Here is a 17,640-nt window from a genome sequence, read left to right on the forward strand (position 1 = left end):
ATGATACCAGACTGCATAGCGTCAGATAAAGCAGGCTCGGCTGTAAAAGTATGCTTTAAGGCATCAATTAAGAGCAATAGGCTAAATGTTTATTTCTGCTTTGCTAAACTTCCTAAAAGGATGAGCACTGCTTATCCTTTTAACCTTTTTGCTTTATATTGCCTAGATTGAGGTCGCTACCAAATTCTGAATCAACCAAAGCCTCTTGATTAACCGAATTACCTGGCGTAGCTTCCTGTTCTATATCGCCTAGCGTTGCTTTACCCTGTACTTTAACACCCTTAAGGACTATTTGATTAACCGTTTCATTCGCCCTAAGCTGAGTCATCAGTTCCTTCAACCGAGCGGTAAAAGTTTGATCTTCCTCCATCTGAGTTTCTAGTTCATCCTGTAACTTGGCGGTATTTTTCTCCGTAGGATTTTCTTGCGCTCGTGTCAGCAACCCCTCGGTTCCAGCAGCCTGAAACTTCTGCCGGATAGCACTCAGGAGCTGACCAATTTGGTCGGAGACGCCTTTTCCTAGTGCTTTTCCGCCTTCTTTGAGGGCTTCCGAAAAAATTAAGCTTACAATGGCCGCTGCTGTCAAGGACACTGGTTCCATAAAATTTCACTCTTCAGATAGTGTTAATTTGGTTGTAGCCTACTCCTAGCTAAATAACAATACCGAAACCATGTGATGGCTAGTTATAAGGTTGAGAATGTAGAGTTTGGCTACTTGACTGAGGAGAGCCAAAGGTATGAGCAGTAGTTCTGAGCACAACCAAATCCAGCAGAGCGCCCTCAGCTATGTTCAAGTTTGGGGAAATCTGACAGTTGGCAATATTACCCAAAGTGTAAATCAGAGTAATGTCCCTCTACCAACGGAGATTCCCCAAAACCTCCCTTATAGCGGTACTGTTGAGTTTGCTGGAAGATTTGGCGAACTGGAAACCTTACACCGGAAGTTGCAGGGGAGGGAGCGGGTTGTAATTTATGCGATCGCTGGTATGGGAGGAGTTGGCAAAACAGAACTGGCAATCCAATATGCACTAGCTCACCAGGAAGCTTACCAAGGAGGGATCTGCTGGTTACAAGCACGAGAGCAGGATATAGGCTTTCAAATCGTCAATTTTGCCAAAACTTATCTGAATTTAAATCCTTCTGATGATTTGGATTTACCCAACCAGGTGCGTTGGTGTTGGCAGCGTTGGCGTGAAGGAGATGTCTTAATTATTTTGGATGATGTCAATAACTATACCCAAGTTAAGCCTTACCTGCCACCCTCTGCTTCTCGTTTCAAGCTGCTGCTGACAACGCGAAAGCGGTTATTAAAATCCTCACAAAGGCTGGAATTAGACGTACTCAAACCTAAAGCAGCAATAGCTTTACTTAAATTGTTAATAGGCCGAGAACGACTGCAACAAGAGCCCTGGATTGGGAAAACCCTTTGTAAATGGCTTGGCTATCTGCCCTTGGGGTTGGAATTAGTTGGGCGGTACTTGGAGCGAAAACCTGACTTGTCTTTACAAGAAATGTTGCAACGGTTGCAGGAAAAGCGGCTAGAACAATCGTCATTGCAAAAGCCACAAGAAGACATGACTGCCCAATTGGGGGTAGCTGCTGCCTTTGATCTGAGTTGGCAAGAGTTAAGTCCTGCTGCTCAGGAGATAGGTTGTTTACTAAGTTTATTAGCTTTAGCTCCATTTCCTTGGGAATTAGTAGAACAGTCTGCACTTGAGCATAATTCAGAAAAACTAGAGGAGATCAGAGATGATACTTTATTGAATTTGCATCTGCTGCAACGTATAGGAGCTAAAACTTATCGCTTGCATGAGCTTATCCGACAGTTTTTGCAGAAGAAGTTGTTAGGGTTAGCTCAAGCGGAGCGGTTGAAAAATTCAGTTTGTCAAACAGCAGTGAAGCTAGCTGAGCAATTTCCTGACATTATTACCCAACAGCAAGTTCAGGCTTTATCTATATTCGTCCCTCACATAGCAGAAGTAGCGACATCCCTAACTACTTATTTTGACGACGAGAAATTAAATTTAACTTTCAGTAAGATAGGTAAATTTTACGAAGGACAAGGTTTGTATCAGCAAGCAGAACCCTGGTATAATAAGAGTTTATCAGCCGTGCAAAAACATTTAGGGGAAGAGCATCTCAATATAGCACGTAGTCTCAACAATTTGGCATGGCTCTATTGGCTTCAAAGCCGATATTCAGAGGCAGAACCTCTTTACTTGCAAGCTTTGGTACTGCAACGACGGTTTTTAGGGGAAGAGCATCCTGATATAGCACGCAACATGAATAATCTGGCAATGCTTTACCGAAGCCAAGGACGTTATTCCGAAGCTGAAGTTCTTTACACGCAAGCTTTAGAAATGGGGAAAAAGCTTTGGAAAGATGAAGAACATCCCGATGTCGCATTTTGTTTACACAATCTAGCAGCACTCTACCGGAATATAGGGCGTTTTTATGAAGCTGAAACTCTGCACCTACAAGCTCTAGAATTGCAACGAAGATTACTTGGAGAAGAACATTCTGATGTAGCACGTAGCTTAAATAATTTAGCGCTACTTTACTTTAACCAGGAACGCTACTGGGAAGCAGAACCTTTATATTTACAAGTTCTGGCTATATGGAAACACCTTTTAGGCGAGGAGCATCCTAATGTAGCGCTATGCCTTCATAATATTGCCTTAGTTTATCAGAAGCAAAAAGATTACCATAAAGCGGAAATTACACATTTAAAAGCATTAAAAATACGTCAGACAGTTCTAGGTAATAACCATTATGATGTAGCACTCAGCTTAAATAGTTTAGCATCGCTTTATGAGGAGAAACGTTATTATAGCAAAGCTGAAATTATGTATAAAAAAGCATTAACTATCTGGAAATTAATTTTAGGTAAAAACCATCCTAATGTGGCAATTGTATTGGGCAATTTGGCACAAGTCTATTATTTACAAGGACGTTACTTTGAAGCTGAAAATATGCACCAGAAAGCGTTGCAACTACGGCAGATGTTGGGGATTCGCCCTAAATTCAGTGTATGTGGTCGTCCATCTGTTTAGATCCTCACACAACACACCAACGCCAAAATATTTTTCAAACAAAAATTCTGTTTTAGCCGAACAACTCTGCCACTCTTGATGTTTGGTCTCATCACCCAAACCAAGATAGGGAAAGTGGTGTAAGAAATAACCAAACAGTGTTTGGCAATCTTGAGCATACTTTTGGGTATCCAAAATGTGTTGGTGCCAAACTTCATCGATTTCTTGGGTTGGAACAAGCTGACACTCAGGGTGCTTATAGTTCAAAAATAGAAACATTTTATATCGTGCGATCGCAAGTACAGTCTGTGCGTGATCCCAACCATAACCTTTTTGAGGATGCCTAAGACTAAAAGCAATTTGATCGAGGTTAAGCTCTTCTAGCTTTTTCATAAATGCTTGGTCTTCCACAGAAAAACCTGGTTGTAAAGCTAACATAATTTGACTTTTGCCTAGCTATAACTATTAACTTACTCTTAACTTACTCCTATTGCTAGCTACTCAACCTGTTTAGTAAAATAGTCTTCAATAGGTTTTAGGCTATCAATAATCCAAGATTCACCTTCGCTCCAGCGTTCTGGATTCTGAAGCTTACTTAGCAATGTATTATACATACCTTTTGCAAGCTCAACAGCACCTTTTTCTACAGTCTCTTTAATATTGTCACAAATTTGACCAATTACTTGCCGCAATTCATAAGCGAGAAAAGATGGTTTGACCCGCGTTCCACATTGAGAAAAACGCTCAACTACAATAAAAAAAGCTATCCACAGCGCTTGCTCAAACATCTCGGCTGAACCCTGTGCTTCACCCTTTTCAAGATTTATTTTTCCACCAAAGGTTAAAAACTTGACAAAGTTTTTATAATGTTTCAGCTCAAAGGTACGTTCTGCAACGGCTTTGAAATCTTCTGCAATCTTGTCAAAAGTACCTAGTTGTCGGTGAGCATAAGCTAATGAGAGAATACTATCCTCTTCCAAGTTCGTATCTTCTGCCAAGCGTGCCGCAACTAGAGCGTTTTCATAGTAATCCTTTGCCTTGTCTGGCTGCTCATCCACAAGGTAAAAGTTACCTAGACTGATAAGGACTATTGATTCATCGCACTTTCGATAGTATTGACAGCTGAGAGACAAAGCTTCGTTGAAGCACTCTAGTGCCTTTTGTGCTTGAGATAGCTGCTCATAAGCTAAACCTAAATTATTCAGAGTTATAATTTGACTCTCAATATCATCGCGTTCGATAGACGATTCTAAACTTGATTCCAAAGATTTTATTGCATCTCCTGGGCGATTCCAGCGCCGATACATTTCTCCTAAATTGTGCAGTGCTGACTCTTGCAGGGCTGTATCGTTAGCTTGTTCTGCAAGTGCTAAACAACGGCGATAATCTTCCTCTGCTTGCTGCCACATTTCAAGATTCGTGAAGCAATTAGCTCGGTTATAGTAAAGACCACCTGCCAAATTATAAAGGTTGCTTGCTTCAGCTATATTAATTCCTTCTGTGTTTGTATCTAAAGCCTGTTCGTAATTCTCTCTTTCTTCATAAATAAGAGCGAAACTTACTAGCGCTTCTACTTGCTCTTGTTTGCGCTCTAGTTGCGCTAATAAGTTAATTTCTTGGCGCAGACAAGCTAATCCAGCCCTATCTTTATGCAGAATTTCAAAATAAATTTTTCCCAGTGTTTCGTATATCTTTGCTAGTACATAGGATGGTGAATTAGCGAGCAAACGCTTCTTTAAAAGTTTGAGCGAATGCAAAATTGACTGAGAAACACTTACTTCTTTAGCTAAAACATATATATTGCTTAAAAAATTTCGCACTTGCTCCTCAGTATTTAAATATTCAAACAAATCGCTACCCTTCTGGTAGTAATAGAGAGCTGTGGTATAATCAAATTTTAAAGAATAAAAACTTCCAATATCAAAGTAAGTGACTGCCAATTTAGCCCTATCTTTAAACTTTTCTTGTATTTCCAAAACTTTTTGGAAACAGGCAATGGCTTCGTCATACTCACCCAATTCATACTGATATTTTCCCAAAGCAAGCTGAGCTAATTCTTCAATATGCCACAAACCATATATTTTCGCGATCTCAAGCGCTTTCAGATAATAGTCTCGAGCTGCTTCTTGATTTCCTTGACCTGCTGCGTGTAAGCCGAGATTATAGATTGACATTGCCCTCTCATCAGGCATACTCATCTCTTCTGCAATTTGACACCCAATTTCGGTAAATCTTACCGCTTTTTCCCACTCCCCTTGTTCAGCATACAAGATTCCTAAATTGCCGTATAAAGGCTGTTTTTGCCAATCTGGGGCATCAATAGTTTCCAATAATTTTAGTCCTTTATCTAATTCTATGTAGGCTTCATCTAATCGATGCTGGGTTGTGTAAAGCATTCCTAACTGGCTGTAAATTTGTGCCTGACCTTCTAAATCATTCAGTTCCTTTTTTAGAGCAAGACTATTAAGATAATTGGTTTCAGCTATTTGATAATTTCGGTCATGGTATACAATGCCCATTCGTTGAAGAGCAATAGCTGCTGCTACCTTATCCTGAAGCTTTTCAGCTATTTTTAACATTCTTCTGTAGCAATCCTCAGCCTCCTCATATTGCCGCCAGAAAAAAGCTAAATTGCCTTTACTACCAATTAACCATACCCAGTTTTCAGGACTAATCATCTCTTCCTCAAATTTTCCGAGGAGACCTTCTGCCCAGTCGGGGTGGTATGGAAGCAATCCCATATCAATAAGAGATACTACAAGTTCAGCCGCTCGATTAAATTCCTCAGCATCGTAGTAAAGTAATACAGCCTCAAGTTGCTTAAAACCATCATCGGGAGCGTGAATTACAAGATAATCTGCAAGTTTTATTTGATAATTGTTAGGCTCATCAACGTAATTAATAGCCAGCCTACGAATAACTTCATGGACTTTATAAAAGTTTGATTTAAAGGGTTCGATTAAAAATTGTTGCTGAAGTTTAGTGAAAGAAACTTTAGTATGGCTATTCTTCTTTTCCAGAATAGCCTTATAAGCACCTATTAAATTATCCTGAGAAAATGGAAGGATGAAAAAAGAAGCTATTGTCAATAAATCTCTCTCATCTGAATTTATTTGGTTGTAAACAGTTTGAAATAAGTGGTCAATGACTTGTTCTTCAGCTTGTTCAATCAGAGCCTGTATGTCTTTTTCTGAAAAACTTTCTCTAAGTAAATTAACTATCAATTCAATAGCGATTGGTAACCCATCAAGGCGAGAGGCAATAAGTTCAGCAAATTCAGGTTCAATGGGAATTCCTCGCTTCTTAAAAAAATTCTGGATATCATGCTCATCCAAACCATCTAGTTGAACTGTTTTTACTATTTTCTTACCTTCATCAATCAGAGTATAAAAATCAGGCTTATAACGTCCTGCTACAAAAAAAAATCCTCTTTGTAAGTTATTTTTTAAAATTGAGAAAAAGCTACCTAAGTCTGAATCTTTGATAATATGATGTACGGAATCAAAAAAAATATAATAATCAGCTTGATTGAGCTTTTCAATAATCAGATCAATTAGAGAACTTCTGTACAATCTATGAGTCTGAACTGTAGCGCTGAGATTTCCCTCAGCCTCTGGCTGGCTGTCAAGAAATGAAGCCAAGCGCATCAATGTATCATCCAGAGATGCTAGTTCCGCTCTAAACTCGTACCAAAAAACGCGGCTCTGTTCAAAGCGAGATGCAATTTGAGCCATCAAAGCTGTTTTACCAATCCCAGGAATTCCTAGTATAGCGATCGTGCGAGTTGTACTGGTAGCAGCTATCAGATCTTCAATAACTTGTTCCCTTCCAACAAAGTCAGCATAGCACGGGATGTTGAGGGTAATTTTTGTTGGATTGAAGAGGCCAAACTTTCCTGTCATCGGAGTGACAGAAGAGGGGCAGATGAGAAACTGAGTCCCAATCTGCGTGATGTCCCTAATGGTTAAATCTCCCTGAACTTGACTGTTCTTGAGAAGCTCTTGCTGTATATGCTTGGGAATATCTTCAGAGCGATCGTTCGTCAATTTAGCCCTCCTGAGTCAAGTCACCCAGATTCAAAGCACCGCTCATCTGGGACATTTGATTCCTCTATTCTGGAACAGCGTTCAACAAAATGACGAGTCTACAAGTTACCCATTCGAGAAAGCTCTCAACCCAGAAGTAAGTAGGAAGGTGAAAATAAGCGGAAGTATGTAACGAAAAGTAAATCTAGCTAAAACTCTCTTCCCTTCTGCCTTCTGCCCTCTGCCTTCTGCCTTATCTCAACGATAAATTTTCCTGCCTACCTACTTAGTTAGTGGGAGAGACTTTGAGAGAAGCGACAAGGCATAGATAGATAAGAGCGATCGCGTTTTGAAGTTGAAGGGGAGGCAACTCTCTTGTGGAGCAGCATCATGTCCACTTTATTCAGATTGCTCAAGGCTTGCTTGAACTTCAGCAAGAATTGCCTCAATTGTTGGATTATCTGGCAACGATTCTAAATCAGCGCATCCTTCTGCGATCGCATCCCTCAAGAATCTTGCAAAACGTTTCTGAACCTTGACTGTAAGAGGATGATTCGCTCCGAACCGCTGTTCACAAATCGCCAATGTTTGCACATACAAAGGCTGTGCCTCACTGTAGCGATCCTGAGATGAGTACATGACTGCCAGACTGTAAAGACTGTTTGCCACATCAGGATGCTCCTCTCCCAAAAGGCGTTGCCTAAGTTCCAAGGCTTGCATAAACAACGGCTCTGCTTCTCTAGACCGACCTTGTTCACTATAGATATTGGCTAGATTATTAAGGCATCGTGCCACTTCACGATGCTCCTCGCCCAACTGGAGCTTGTACAGCTCCAATGCTTGTGTATAAAGAGGTTCAGCTTCGCTATGACGACCTTGAGAGTGATAAAGCACAGCCAAATTATTGAGGCTTTGTGCCATATGATGCTCATCTCCAAGTTGGCGTTTGTACAGGTTCAAGGCTTGTATGTACAAGGATTCAGCTTCACCATAACGACCTTGTGATTTATAGAGCAACGCCAGATTATTGAGGCTGGTAGTTACTTGGGCGTGTTCCTCTCCTAAAAGGCTCTTTGTGAGTTCCAAAGCCTGTAATAACAGAGGTTCTGCTTTACTGTAGTGACCTTGAGATGTGTAGAGCCATGCCAAATTAGTAAAGCTTTCTGCTACTGCAAGATGCTCAGATCCAAAACGGGCTTGAGTAACAGCTAGGCACTTCTCGAACCAGAGCACTGCTTTGTCATAAAATCCTTGACCTTCATAGAACCAGCCTAAGCCGATAAAAGGCTTTGCTGAATCCTCATCGCTGAGATAGGCAGTCAGATGGTTAGCCACTTCTGCTAGATGAGGTATGACAGGGCTGAGGGAAACAATTTGCTCACGAGTTAATTCATTCTGCTGAGGGACTTGCGTTGCCTCTGCTGACATTGCCCCTGCAAATTCTCGCTTCAGCTCATCTGCTCGCTCAGACTGTTCGAGCTTCTCCCGAAAAAACTCCCGAATTAATTGATGTAGACGGTAGGTATCCTCACCCTGAAGTAGATGCAGACTCTCCAACTCAACTCTGGCATCTTCCAAATCTTCAGCGTCTTGCCCTGTCTCTACACTTTCCACCAAATCCCAAGGAATCGGAGCCAAAGCAAATAAACTCAGTAAACAGCCTAACTGCCGAGCTTCTTCACTCAACTCCTCCCAACTCAATTCAAAAGCAGCAGCAACTCCTCGCTTGACATTCAGCGTCCATGCGGGGTCATTCTTGTCCCGCTCCAAAGATTCGTGCTTGAGTCCTTTTTTTTCCAGTCGTCGCAGCATTTCTGCCAGAGAAATCTTCCGCTTCTTCACATAGCGCCCTACCAAATTCAGCGCTAGTGGCAAATAGCCCAGCCTTTGACACAGTTCTTTGACATCTGCTAACTCATGGTTAATCTTCTGTACCCCAATCCATTCCTGTAAAAGTTCCAACGCGGCTGACTCATCTAACACATCAAGTGTGAATGACTGGGGAAGATCCAACTGTAACCGTGTCGTGATCAGCACCTTGAACCGGGAGGGTTGGGGCGGCAGGTATGGCTCCACCGTTGGGTAATCATTGACATCATCTAGCACCACCAGCACGTTTCCTTCATGCCAGCGCGACCAGCAGAAATCGACTTGGCTCGGTAAGTCCCAATCTTCCGGGGGGTTTAACCCTAATTTGGCTTGAGCAAACCGCACTATCTGAATGCCAACATCTTCATCCCTCGCCCGTAGCCAACAGATACCGCCTGGATAGGTGAGCAACAGCAAATGAAGCAGAGCATACTGGGTTGCCAGTTCCGTTTTGCCGACTCCCCCCATACCTTCAATGGCAGCAATCACCACTTGGTTATTCTGCTGCACCATTTCGTGTAGGTTTTCAAGCACCTCTGCACGTCCCACAAACTTGACTGTACCACTGCGAGGAAGATTGTGGGGTATCTCAGTTGGCTTGAAAGAGTCGGGCTGTTTGACAATAACCAGCAAATTCAAAATCTGGGTAATGTCCCCTGTTGTTAAGTTGCCGCCAACTTGAATATCCTTGAGAATGCTCTGCAAAACTTGTTCGGGGCTTTGGCGATCGCTCATCAATTTAGTCCTCCCCTATAGTAGTTTGAACGTCTACTCGTCTCTTTCTTAACCAATAGCGGATGCGGCCTACTTCTTCATCGATTTTAGAAGTATAGTTTTTCATAGGCTTGTTTGGAGCAATTTTTTCTTTACTACCATGTCCTATCTGAAAAGATATAGTTTTTCCATCCATAGTAGTAATAGATAATATCTGTTTGTAATTCCTTCGTTGATTAGGATCTTTTTGATTTAGAGACGATCTTTCCTTGGTTTTAACAGAAACTATAGAATCGTATAGATATTCACAAGTCTCTTCATCTACAGCTGCTCCCCTTACAAAGTTCCAGTAACATTTATAGTAAGCCAGAAAATTTTCAGTTAAGAAAATACTTACAAATTCATAAACACCATATTTATACTTACCATCCAAGCCTTTTTGTTCATAAAAATCTTCTTGTCGAATTAAAAGCGCTTGGAGCGAGTTATCTAAAGACTTAGCAACTTCATCGTCTTGCAATATAAAACTTTTATCTACTTCAGAATCTGTTACTCCAACTAAAAATATAATCTCATCTTTATCTAATAGAGACTCTAGCCTCTGATCTCCTTCTGCTTCTTCTGCATTACGAGCAATTTTTAATTTCTGTAAACCTATTTTAATTAATCGTTCTTTATCTTCTTGTAACCATTCTTTTATCTGAGATTCTAAACGTTTGATCTGTGACAGCTTGAAATCGATTTCTCTCTTGTTTGACTCTTCAGCTTCCGCAATTAATCGTTTTTTTTCTTGCTCGATAGTACTAACTTGTTCCTCAGCTTCTTGAAATTCTTTCTCAAGTTTTTGTTGGCAATCATATTCATAATTATTGCGGCCACGATGGAAGGTAATGATTGAGTAATAAATTGCCAAAAATCCTATGAGAAGTCTCCCCATCTTGGAGAAAAGTAAAATAGGCAATATTACACTCAGGAAAACAATAATTACGAATTTTTGTTGATGGGGTGGTTGTTGCCTATTTAAGTATCTAAAAAATGAGAATAGTTGTTTGAAGTCCGCATCTATAACTAACGGTAAATATCTACAAAATTTGTCAAAGGAAAATGGTGGTGGGGGAGATGTTAGCCTTTCTTTTCTCTTATCTCGGTCGTGGATAGCCGAAGAAAGATATTCTTCCATTAAAAATAATTCTTCTTTTTGGCGTGTAAGTTCAGAAGTAAAACTTACTGCCGTTCCAGAATTTTGCTGTTCTAGTAAATCAAAGTATTCTTGAATAATATGTGTACGGAGACCCTCGTTACAATCCATCGTTTTCTTCCAACTTCTCTACAAATTTAGACATTTTAATATCGCCAACAAGAGAGCTTAACTTAACTGAACCAACTCTAATTTTCTCCTTGGAAGCTATCAACTCCCGTAAATAGCAATAGTAATCATCTTTTTTTAGCTTTTCTAGCCCTGGCGAACGTGCTTTGGCTCCTTTAGAAACATAATGGCAATAGTTAAGCGCTAAATCCAGACTTTTTATTTCAAGCTCAGTAAAATCAAACGGCTCCCCATTAGACTGACGTACTTTTCTTATAATATCTAAAACTTCTTGGGCATGATGGGGGCGCATTCTTTCCAAAGAACTGTATTTTTCAGAAATCCATTTCAGAAGACCTAAAAAACTGTCTTTTTGCGTTTTCTGAGTAGGCTGCTCTATTTGAATAACTTGGGTAAGATTTTCAACCTTTATGTCATTAGCAGTAACATTCTTAAAAATGCTCTGCTGAACTGGCTGGGGGTTAGGGCGATCGCTCATATTTTGGGGTTGCTAAAGCCAAATGACCGAAATTGAGGCTGTAAACTCTGTTGTAGCCGATATGACCGAACTTGGCAATTGCTGGCCCAGCATGGTAGAAATAGCCCACCAGTTTCATTCTTTCTCCCCCTGCCCCCTGCTCTCCGGCCATCAGCGCTGAGGGGAAATTTTTGCCTGGATGCACTAGATTTAGATTATCTTTAGCACAAGGATTTCAGTCAATCCCAGAAGAAACGAGGTGGCAGATACTCAGCCTGGAGAAAGCCCAAATTCAGAGATTCAGCAGGAACTGCTGAAGAATATCTCCGTAGGTAATAACCTGACTACTGGAAACATTTCACAACAGAACATTACCCACATCGGAACCCAGATTGTAAATCTGGGCAGTATGCCTCCATTAGTGGAGCCGCCACAGCTTAACCTTCCGATTGATGAACTGGTGCAACAGGTGCGTCAGAGCTACTACTACAGAATCCAGTCTGAGTGTGGCAATATGCGCTTGCTAAATAAGCAAATCCCCATCGACAACCTCTACACCGATGTTTACATCCTCGAAGAACTCCCCCATCAGCGCTTTGCCGATATTTCTGAGCGAGTGCGGGAGTTCGACCCCACCGCTGATGACTTCGATCGCTTTTATTTAGGTAAGGTGCGCTATGAACGAGTGCCTGGACTAGATATTGTTAAACAGGGCTACAAGCTAATGTGCTTGGGGGCACCTGGATCGGGTAAGACAACCTATCTGTTATATGTAGCAATTCAATCCAATCAGGGGGAACTGCTACCTGACCGAGTTCCTGTATTTATTCGTCTCATTGAGTTTGCCGAGCGGCTCGCAGAGCAGCCTGAGTTAAGTCTGCTAAACTACATTGAGCAGCTATTTTGTGCAGAAAACGTCGAACATCCGAAGGCAGCAGAAATACTGCTCCAAGAGGGTAGAGTTCTGGTACTCTTAGATGGTTTGGATGAAGTACCCAAAGCAGACAGTAAATCTGTCCTAACTCGAATTCGAGAATTTTGTCGGACATATCATAAAAACACCCTAATTGTCACTTGTCGTACTAATGCCCTCGACTACAGCTTTGGGAATTTGGGGTTCACTGAAGTTATAGTAGCGGACTTTAACCAAAAGCAGATTGAAATATTTGCCCACAAGTGGTTTATGGCATTTGCCAGGAATGACACAGAAGCTGGGAAAGCCAGAGCTAAGCAGTTTATTGAAAAGCTCCAGCAGCCTGAAAATAAGCGCATTCGTGATTTAGCCGTCACGCCGATTTTGCTCAATCTCACGTGCCTGGTGTTTCAGGATATAGGTAACTTTCCCTCAAACCGAGCAAAACTATATCAGCAAGGGCTGAACACTTTGCTAAAGGAATGGGATTCTTCCAAAGGTGTTCAACGGGAAGAACTGTATGGCAACCTATCTGTCAAGGATAGAGAAAGGCTATTAACTCATGTTGCATTTACTACTTTCACCCAGAACCGTTACTTTTTTGAGCAGACTGAAATCGAGGAATATATTAATGGCTATCTTCGCACGTTAAACGCTAATCAAGAGGATATATCCCAACAAGATAGCGAAGCAGTGTTAAGATCGATAGAAGTGCAGCATGGACTATTGGTAGAACGAGCCAGGGAAATTTATTCATTCTCGCATCTGACCTTTCAAGAATATTTTACAGCCAAGGATTTTGTTAATAGTTCTGGTCAACAAAATTGGATAAATTTAGCTACTTATGTCAATCAAAAGCGTTGGCGTCAAGTCTTTTTGCTGGCATCAGGGATGATGCCGAGTGCTGATGCCTTGTTGTTAGCAATGAAACGCGAAATTCAAAAAATTTTAGCTTCAGATAAGGTCTTGCAACAGTTTACAGAGTGGCTACAACAAAAATATAGTTCCATAAATGTTCCTTGCAAGCCAGCGGCTATTAGATTTTTTTGCTTTTCCCTTGGCTTCAACGTCGATTTGCACCTCGATCTCGATCCTTCACACCCTATATATTTTGACCCTGCTCCTTATCCTGATTTGGCTGCCGACCTCGATCTTGCCTACGCTCTTGAAGTTGCTCTTAAAAATTCCCGCACCCACGACCAGTCTGATATGTCAAATGTAGATCTTGATACTGCCCGCAAGTATATGCTTAACCTTAATCCAGAGCTAGGGGAAGTACTGCAACAACTAAAAAACCAGCTACCTGACCAAAAAGGTGACCAGGAAATATACAAACAATGGTGGCAAATTAATGGTAAAGCCTGGATTGAACAATTAAGAAATGTAATAATTAAATATCGCTATATTGGTCATGATTGGCAGTTCAGCAACAAGCATAAAGATAGGGTTCAGGAGTATTACGATGCTAACAAATTGCTGGTGGATTGTCTCAATAGTAGTTTTGTACTAAGTGATGAGGTAAGACAAGAAATTGAGGAAAATTTGTTGTTTCCAACTGCTGAGATAGGGAACTAAAGCAATGAGCATTCATCAAGCAATCTTCCTATCTAATATCGAAAATAAAAATGTTTACTACATTTAGTTTAGCCCTAATATATACTATAGCCCGCTAGCAATTTACTGTTGGCATTAATTTAAAATATTATGTATTTTTATAATCCAAATTTATTTGAAAATTTTTTATTCACCGCATAGAATGCAGTTTATGAGCGCTGACGCGCCGATATTAACAGTAGATTTCCCGATTTATTGTTACCTAAAATGAGCCACTTTTCCACGATAAAAACTACCCTGTCCAATCGACAAGCGCTTCAAGAAGGACTCAAAGCTCTTTTGGAGAAAATAGGAATTACTCCAGAGATTGAAAGTCACGAAAATCCAGTACCTCTGATTAATGGGTACGATACCGCCGATCGACAAGAAGCCAACATTATTATCCGACGCACACAGCTACAAGGCTTAATTGACATTGGCTTTCGCTGGAATCCTGCTCAAAACTGCTACGAAGCAGCGATCGATCCTTGGGATTTTAACAGAAATCTTCTAGGCAATCATTTTGAAAATGTGGAAGATTTTCTAGAACAAGTGCAAGTAGCACATAACGCCGCTTTCATCAACATCCACTATCCCGCACATCTTTGGTCACAAGAAACCATCACCGCATCAGATGGAACTATGACCACCACTCTCACCAAAAAAGTTGACCTTTACGCTTAGATAAAACTAATGTCAGAACCAACCAAAATCAAGATTACTCAACGCAAAGGACAACCATTAGAAGTGGAAGTCCTCAACGTAACTGGCGATTCTTGCACAGAAATAACAGCACCTCTCAATCAACTTGGTATTTCTCAAACTCAGCTAAAAGAGGAATATTTTGAGTCATCCGTTTCTGTAGATACAACCACTGAAATCCATCTCTAAATCAGAATTTCTTTGCTGCTACGGGATTGGGCTATTTACCAATCCCTATTTTCTTACGGGCTTTCAAATATGTTTGATACCGACCAACTTTGTATTTGGCTGAGGGCTGGAATCGCTACCGTTACGGTCGATACTCCAGCCGCTTCTGAACCCGCCCTAGTCGATAAAATTGTAGTAGATTTACACCAACGCTACAAAACCATTCTCCAATGGGACTGCGGACATCAATTTCTGACATTGACTCCAGTAACCGAGAGAAATATCATCACTAGAATCGATAAATCTACTACCAATGGAGTCAAAGTTGAAGCTCATCCTATCGTGACCTTCATCAAGCACCTGGAAAGCCTCATCAATGAAGACGCCAATCCAACTCTGATTATCGCGAAGGATTTCCTAGAATTCATTGCTAAACCCGATTCGAGGAGAGATTGGATTAGGTTGGCTCAAGATTTGTTCTTTGACCTCAAGCGTTCTCCGCATCGCTTGATTCTGATCCACCAAGGGTTAAACATTCCTAACTACTTTAAAGATTTAGTTTGGGAAATGTCTAATCCACTGCCTAATGAATCGGAAGTAGAACAAATTAAGCAACACAAACTTGCCAGCCTTGGTGCTAATGCCAGACAGAAAAATATTACCTTTGAGATGACCTTGTGCGATCGACAGCTTGGACATCTCACTCGTGCTTTGCAAGGAATGACCCCAGAAGGGATCGAGGATATTTTGCAAGTAGCTGCCATCTCTCACCGGGGCATCAATCCTCAAGCAATTGACCAAATGCTTGAAATTAAAAAGCAGCACTTGGCAGCTAAAGGTGTCAGCTTTGCACCACCACCCGACGTACCAGTTCAGGGACTTCCAGCAATTACCACTTGGGCTACCCTACAATTACCGCTGTTAGACAGCACCGCCCGCGCTGCCCATAATCTGGAAAAGCCCTCAAATATTCTCTGCGTGGGCGTTTCAGGTACAGGCAAATCTCTGTCTGTGAAAGCTTTAGCAGCTAGTTGGGGCATTCCCTGTCTCACTCTGGATATGGGGAAACTGATGTCCAAAGAACTCGGAAGTAGTGAAGCTAACCTGAGAAACATTTTGCAACAAGCAGAAGCACTTGCACCTTGTCTGCTTTGGATTGATGAAATGGATAAGCAGCTAACTCAACGTTCCTCTGATACCGATGGGGGTACTACCGCTCGTATGGTAGGAACATTGTTAACTTGGTTAGAAGAGAATAAGGCGGATGTCATAGTCGCCGCGACAGCGAATCGTCCTTGGGGATTTTCTAAGGAGATGTTGCGAAGATTCAAAGTGTTTTATGTGGACTTGCCCGACTGCCAAACTAGAGCAGAAATTTGGAAAGTGCAGTTGGAACATTATCTGATTGAAGCAGAAAGTGAATCTATTCAGCTATTAGCAGAAAACTCTGTTAGTTATACTGGGGCTGAAATTCGTAACATTGTCAAAGAAGCTGCGACTGAGGCATTTGCTAATGGTTTTCCCAGAGTGGTAAATTGCTTGAGCTTGGTAGCCCTCCTCAACCGCAAGCCCGCCCAGTTTCGCAATGATACGGAAGAACTCGAAGCCCTGCGCCAATGGGCTACATCGGGTGGGGCGGAACTAGCAGCGCCGATTGAGCAGCTGGGTCAAGTCTTAAACCTCGATCGCAATGGTAATATTCAAAGGGAAATTTCCTGGCAATAAACGCCAATTTTCCACGCTTCTATCAACATACCACAATCTCATCAAAAAAGCTCCCAGCTTTCCACAAAAGCTTGGGAGCTTTTATAGGATGAAAAACATGAAAAATCGTCGTTACCGATTTAACCGAGCCACTGGCAAAATTTACCAAGAGAGTTACAGCAGTTTGATAGAGATTCCCGACTATTTGGATGCTGTTATTCTCCATGCTACTCCCCCAGTCTACGGACAACCATTTCCCAATCAGCCTGCTCAGAATTGGATTAATCTGTGCTTTTTGGATCGCGAACTTTCTTGGAGTTTTGCTTTGCTCAACAGTGGGCAATCTGAGGCTTTACGACCCTTTCTCAATTACAAAACTCAACAAAAGGATTTACTCAATTATCTCACTCGCATTAGTTTAGTTCCCCAGCGATCGAGAAGTGGAAACCATTGGTATGCTTATGCTTTTGAAGCATTACCTTTACCCGACAGGGTAAATCCCTTAGAAATTCTTCATGGCCACTCAGGATTACCTTTGATTGACCCAAATATCTCACTTGATTTTCCTGAACCGGAGAGCGATCTGCAACAACTAAAAACCCTTAACTCTCCTCAAGTTGAGGTCAAGTTTTCCGACAGCCGAAGCAATTTTCTTAATTGGTATTAATCAAGTTTACTACTGCCATACTACAGAAGCGAGGTATGGCAGTTTTTTATAAGAATTAATTGCGCTGACGCGCCACTAAAAATGGTTCACAGCGTCTCCCAAAAAAACAAATGTATCTCACTAATTCTCCCGAATACTTTAACTCAAAAACTCTGCCCAGAAAACGGTTAACTGCTCAAGCACTTTCCAACTTACTTAAATGTCCTGTTTGGGATGGAGCCTACCCACAATTTCTTTTGAAACGAACTGGCGAACTATGGCTGCAACAGTTATTCGATGGCAATTTGCCAACTATCTTATTTCTGGACTTTTCGCAGAATGTTAATTATCGAACACTGTTAAAACTGCTAGAAAAGTTCCACAACAAGCAAGTGAAAATTACTGTCTTAGCCTACATTCCCAAAACCATTCAAAGCGGCTCTGTTCCTGCCACAATATTCAATTTTTAGACCTTGCCCTCCGCCGTCTT

14 protein-coding genes are annotated in these 17,640 nt (G+C 41.3%); 7 read left to right on the forward strand and 7 right to left on the reverse strand.

Translation table 11 applies throughout. The features are described from left to right. Positions 1-139 precede the first annotated feature (139 nt). Positions 140-601, reverse strand: coding sequence for a hypothetical protein (locus tag H6G03_RS04170; RefSeq protein ID WP_190462373.1), 462 nt, complete (start codon positions 599-601; stop codon positions 140-142). Positions 602-737: 136 nt separating this feature from the next. On the opposite strand from H6G03_RS04170, the gene H6G03_RS04175 reads away from it, so the two are divergent. Further along, a complete protein-coding gene (locus tag H6G03_RS04175) occupies positions 738-3,053 on the forward strand; it encodes a tetratricopeptide repeat protein (protein ID WP_190462376.1) in 2,316 nt (771 codons plus the stop codon). Here the strand turns inward: H6G03_RS04175 and H6G03_RS04180 are convergent. From H6G03_RS04180 to H6G03_RS38675, 6 genes are all read right to left on the reverse strand, one after another. Further along, positions 2,994-3,470, reverse strand: a complete 477-nt coding sequence (locus H6G03_RS04180) for a glycine-rich domain-containing protein (protein WP_199315126.1) — start codon at positions 3,468-3,470, stop codon at positions 2,994-2,996. The two genes, H6G03_RS04175 and H6G03_RS04180, sit on opposite strands and share 60 nt — an antisense overlap. Positions 3,471-3,529: 59 nt before the next feature. Then, entirely contained in the window at positions 3,530-7,078 is a 3,549-nt protein-coding gene (locus H6G03_RS04185; protein WP_190462377.1) for a tetratricopeptide repeat protein, read from the reverse strand. 378 nt (positions 7,079-7,456) lie between these two features. Further along, positions 7,457-9,661: a tetratricopeptide repeat protein gene (locus H6G03_RS04190; RefSeq protein WP_190462380.1), complete on the reverse strand. Its 2,205-nt coding sequence runs from the start codon at positions 9,659-9,661 to the stop codon at positions 7,457-7,459. A 4-nt stretch (positions 9,662-9,665) separates the two neighbouring features. Beyond that, a complete protein-coding gene (locus tag H6G03_RS04195) occupies positions 9,666-10,949 on the reverse strand; it encodes a hypothetical protein (RefSeq protein ID WP_190462382.1) in 1,284 nt (427 codons plus the stop codon). Then, positions 10,939-11,445, reverse strand: a complete 507-nt coding sequence (locus H6G03_RS04200) for a hypothetical protein (protein WP_190462385.1) — start codon at positions 11,443-11,445, stop codon at positions 10,939-10,941. Before H6G03_RS04200 ends, H6G03_RS04195 begins: the two co-directional genes overlap by 11 nt. Next, positions 11,429-11,563, reverse strand: a complete 135-nt coding sequence (locus H6G03_RS38675; RefSeq protein WP_255512176.1) for a hypothetical protein — start codon at positions 11,561-11,563, stop codon at positions 11,429-11,431. The genes H6G03_RS04200 and H6G03_RS38675 overlap by 17 nt, the downstream gene beginning before the upstream one ends. 120 nt (positions 11,564-11,683) lie before the next feature. Between H6G03_RS38675 and H6G03_RS04205 the strand changes: the two genes are divergently transcribed. The 6 genes from H6G03_RS04205 to H6G03_RS04230 all read left to right on the forward strand — a co-directional run bounded on the left by H6G03_RS04205 (position 11,684) and on the right by H6G03_RS04230 (position 17,620). Next, positions 11,684-13,912 (forward strand): NACHT C-terminal helical domain 2-containing protein, encoded by a 2,229-nt coding sequence (locus tag H6G03_RS04205; RefSeq protein ID WP_190462387.1) that lies wholly within the window; start codon positions 11,684-11,686, stop codon positions 13,910-13,912. A 246-nt stretch (positions 13,913-14,158) separates the two neighbouring features. After that, positions 14,159-14,614, forward strand: coding sequence for a DUF1257 domain-containing protein (locus H6G03_RS04210; RefSeq protein WP_190462389.1), 456 nt, complete (start codon positions 14,159-14,161; stop codon positions 14,612-14,614). A gap of 9 nt (positions 14,615-14,623) precedes the next feature. After that, complete coding sequence (locus tag H6G03_RS04215) at positions 14,624-14,821, forward strand: DUF2997 domain-containing protein (RefSeq protein WP_190462392.1); 198 nt, start codon at positions 14,624-14,626, stop codon at positions 14,819-14,821. A 69-nt stretch (positions 14,822-14,890) separates the two neighbouring features. Next, positions 14,891-16,525, forward strand: a complete 1,635-nt coding sequence (locus tag H6G03_RS04220) for an AAA family ATPase (RefSeq protein WP_190462394.1) — start codon at positions 14,891-14,893, stop codon at positions 16,523-16,525. An 88-nt stretch (positions 16,526-16,613) separates the two neighbouring features. Further along, positions 16,614-17,171 (forward strand): hypothetical protein, encoded by a 558-nt coding sequence (locus H6G03_RS04225; RefSeq protein WP_206756606.1) that lies wholly within the window; start codon positions 16,614-16,616, stop codon positions 17,169-17,171. Positions 17,172-17,281: 110 nt separating this feature from the next. Further along, positions 17,282-17,620: a hypothetical protein gene (locus tag H6G03_RS04230; protein WP_190462398.1), complete on the forward strand. Its 339-nt coding sequence runs from the start codon at positions 17,282-17,284 to the stop codon at positions 17,618-17,620. Positions 17,621-17,640: the final 20 nt, after the last annotated feature.

Source organism: Aerosakkonema funiforme FACHB-1375, from assembly GCF_014696265.1.
GTDB classification, from domain to species: Bacteria; Cyanobacteriota; Cyanobacteriia; order Cyanobacteriales; family Aerosakkonemataceae; genus Aerosakkonema; species Aerosakkonema funiforme_A.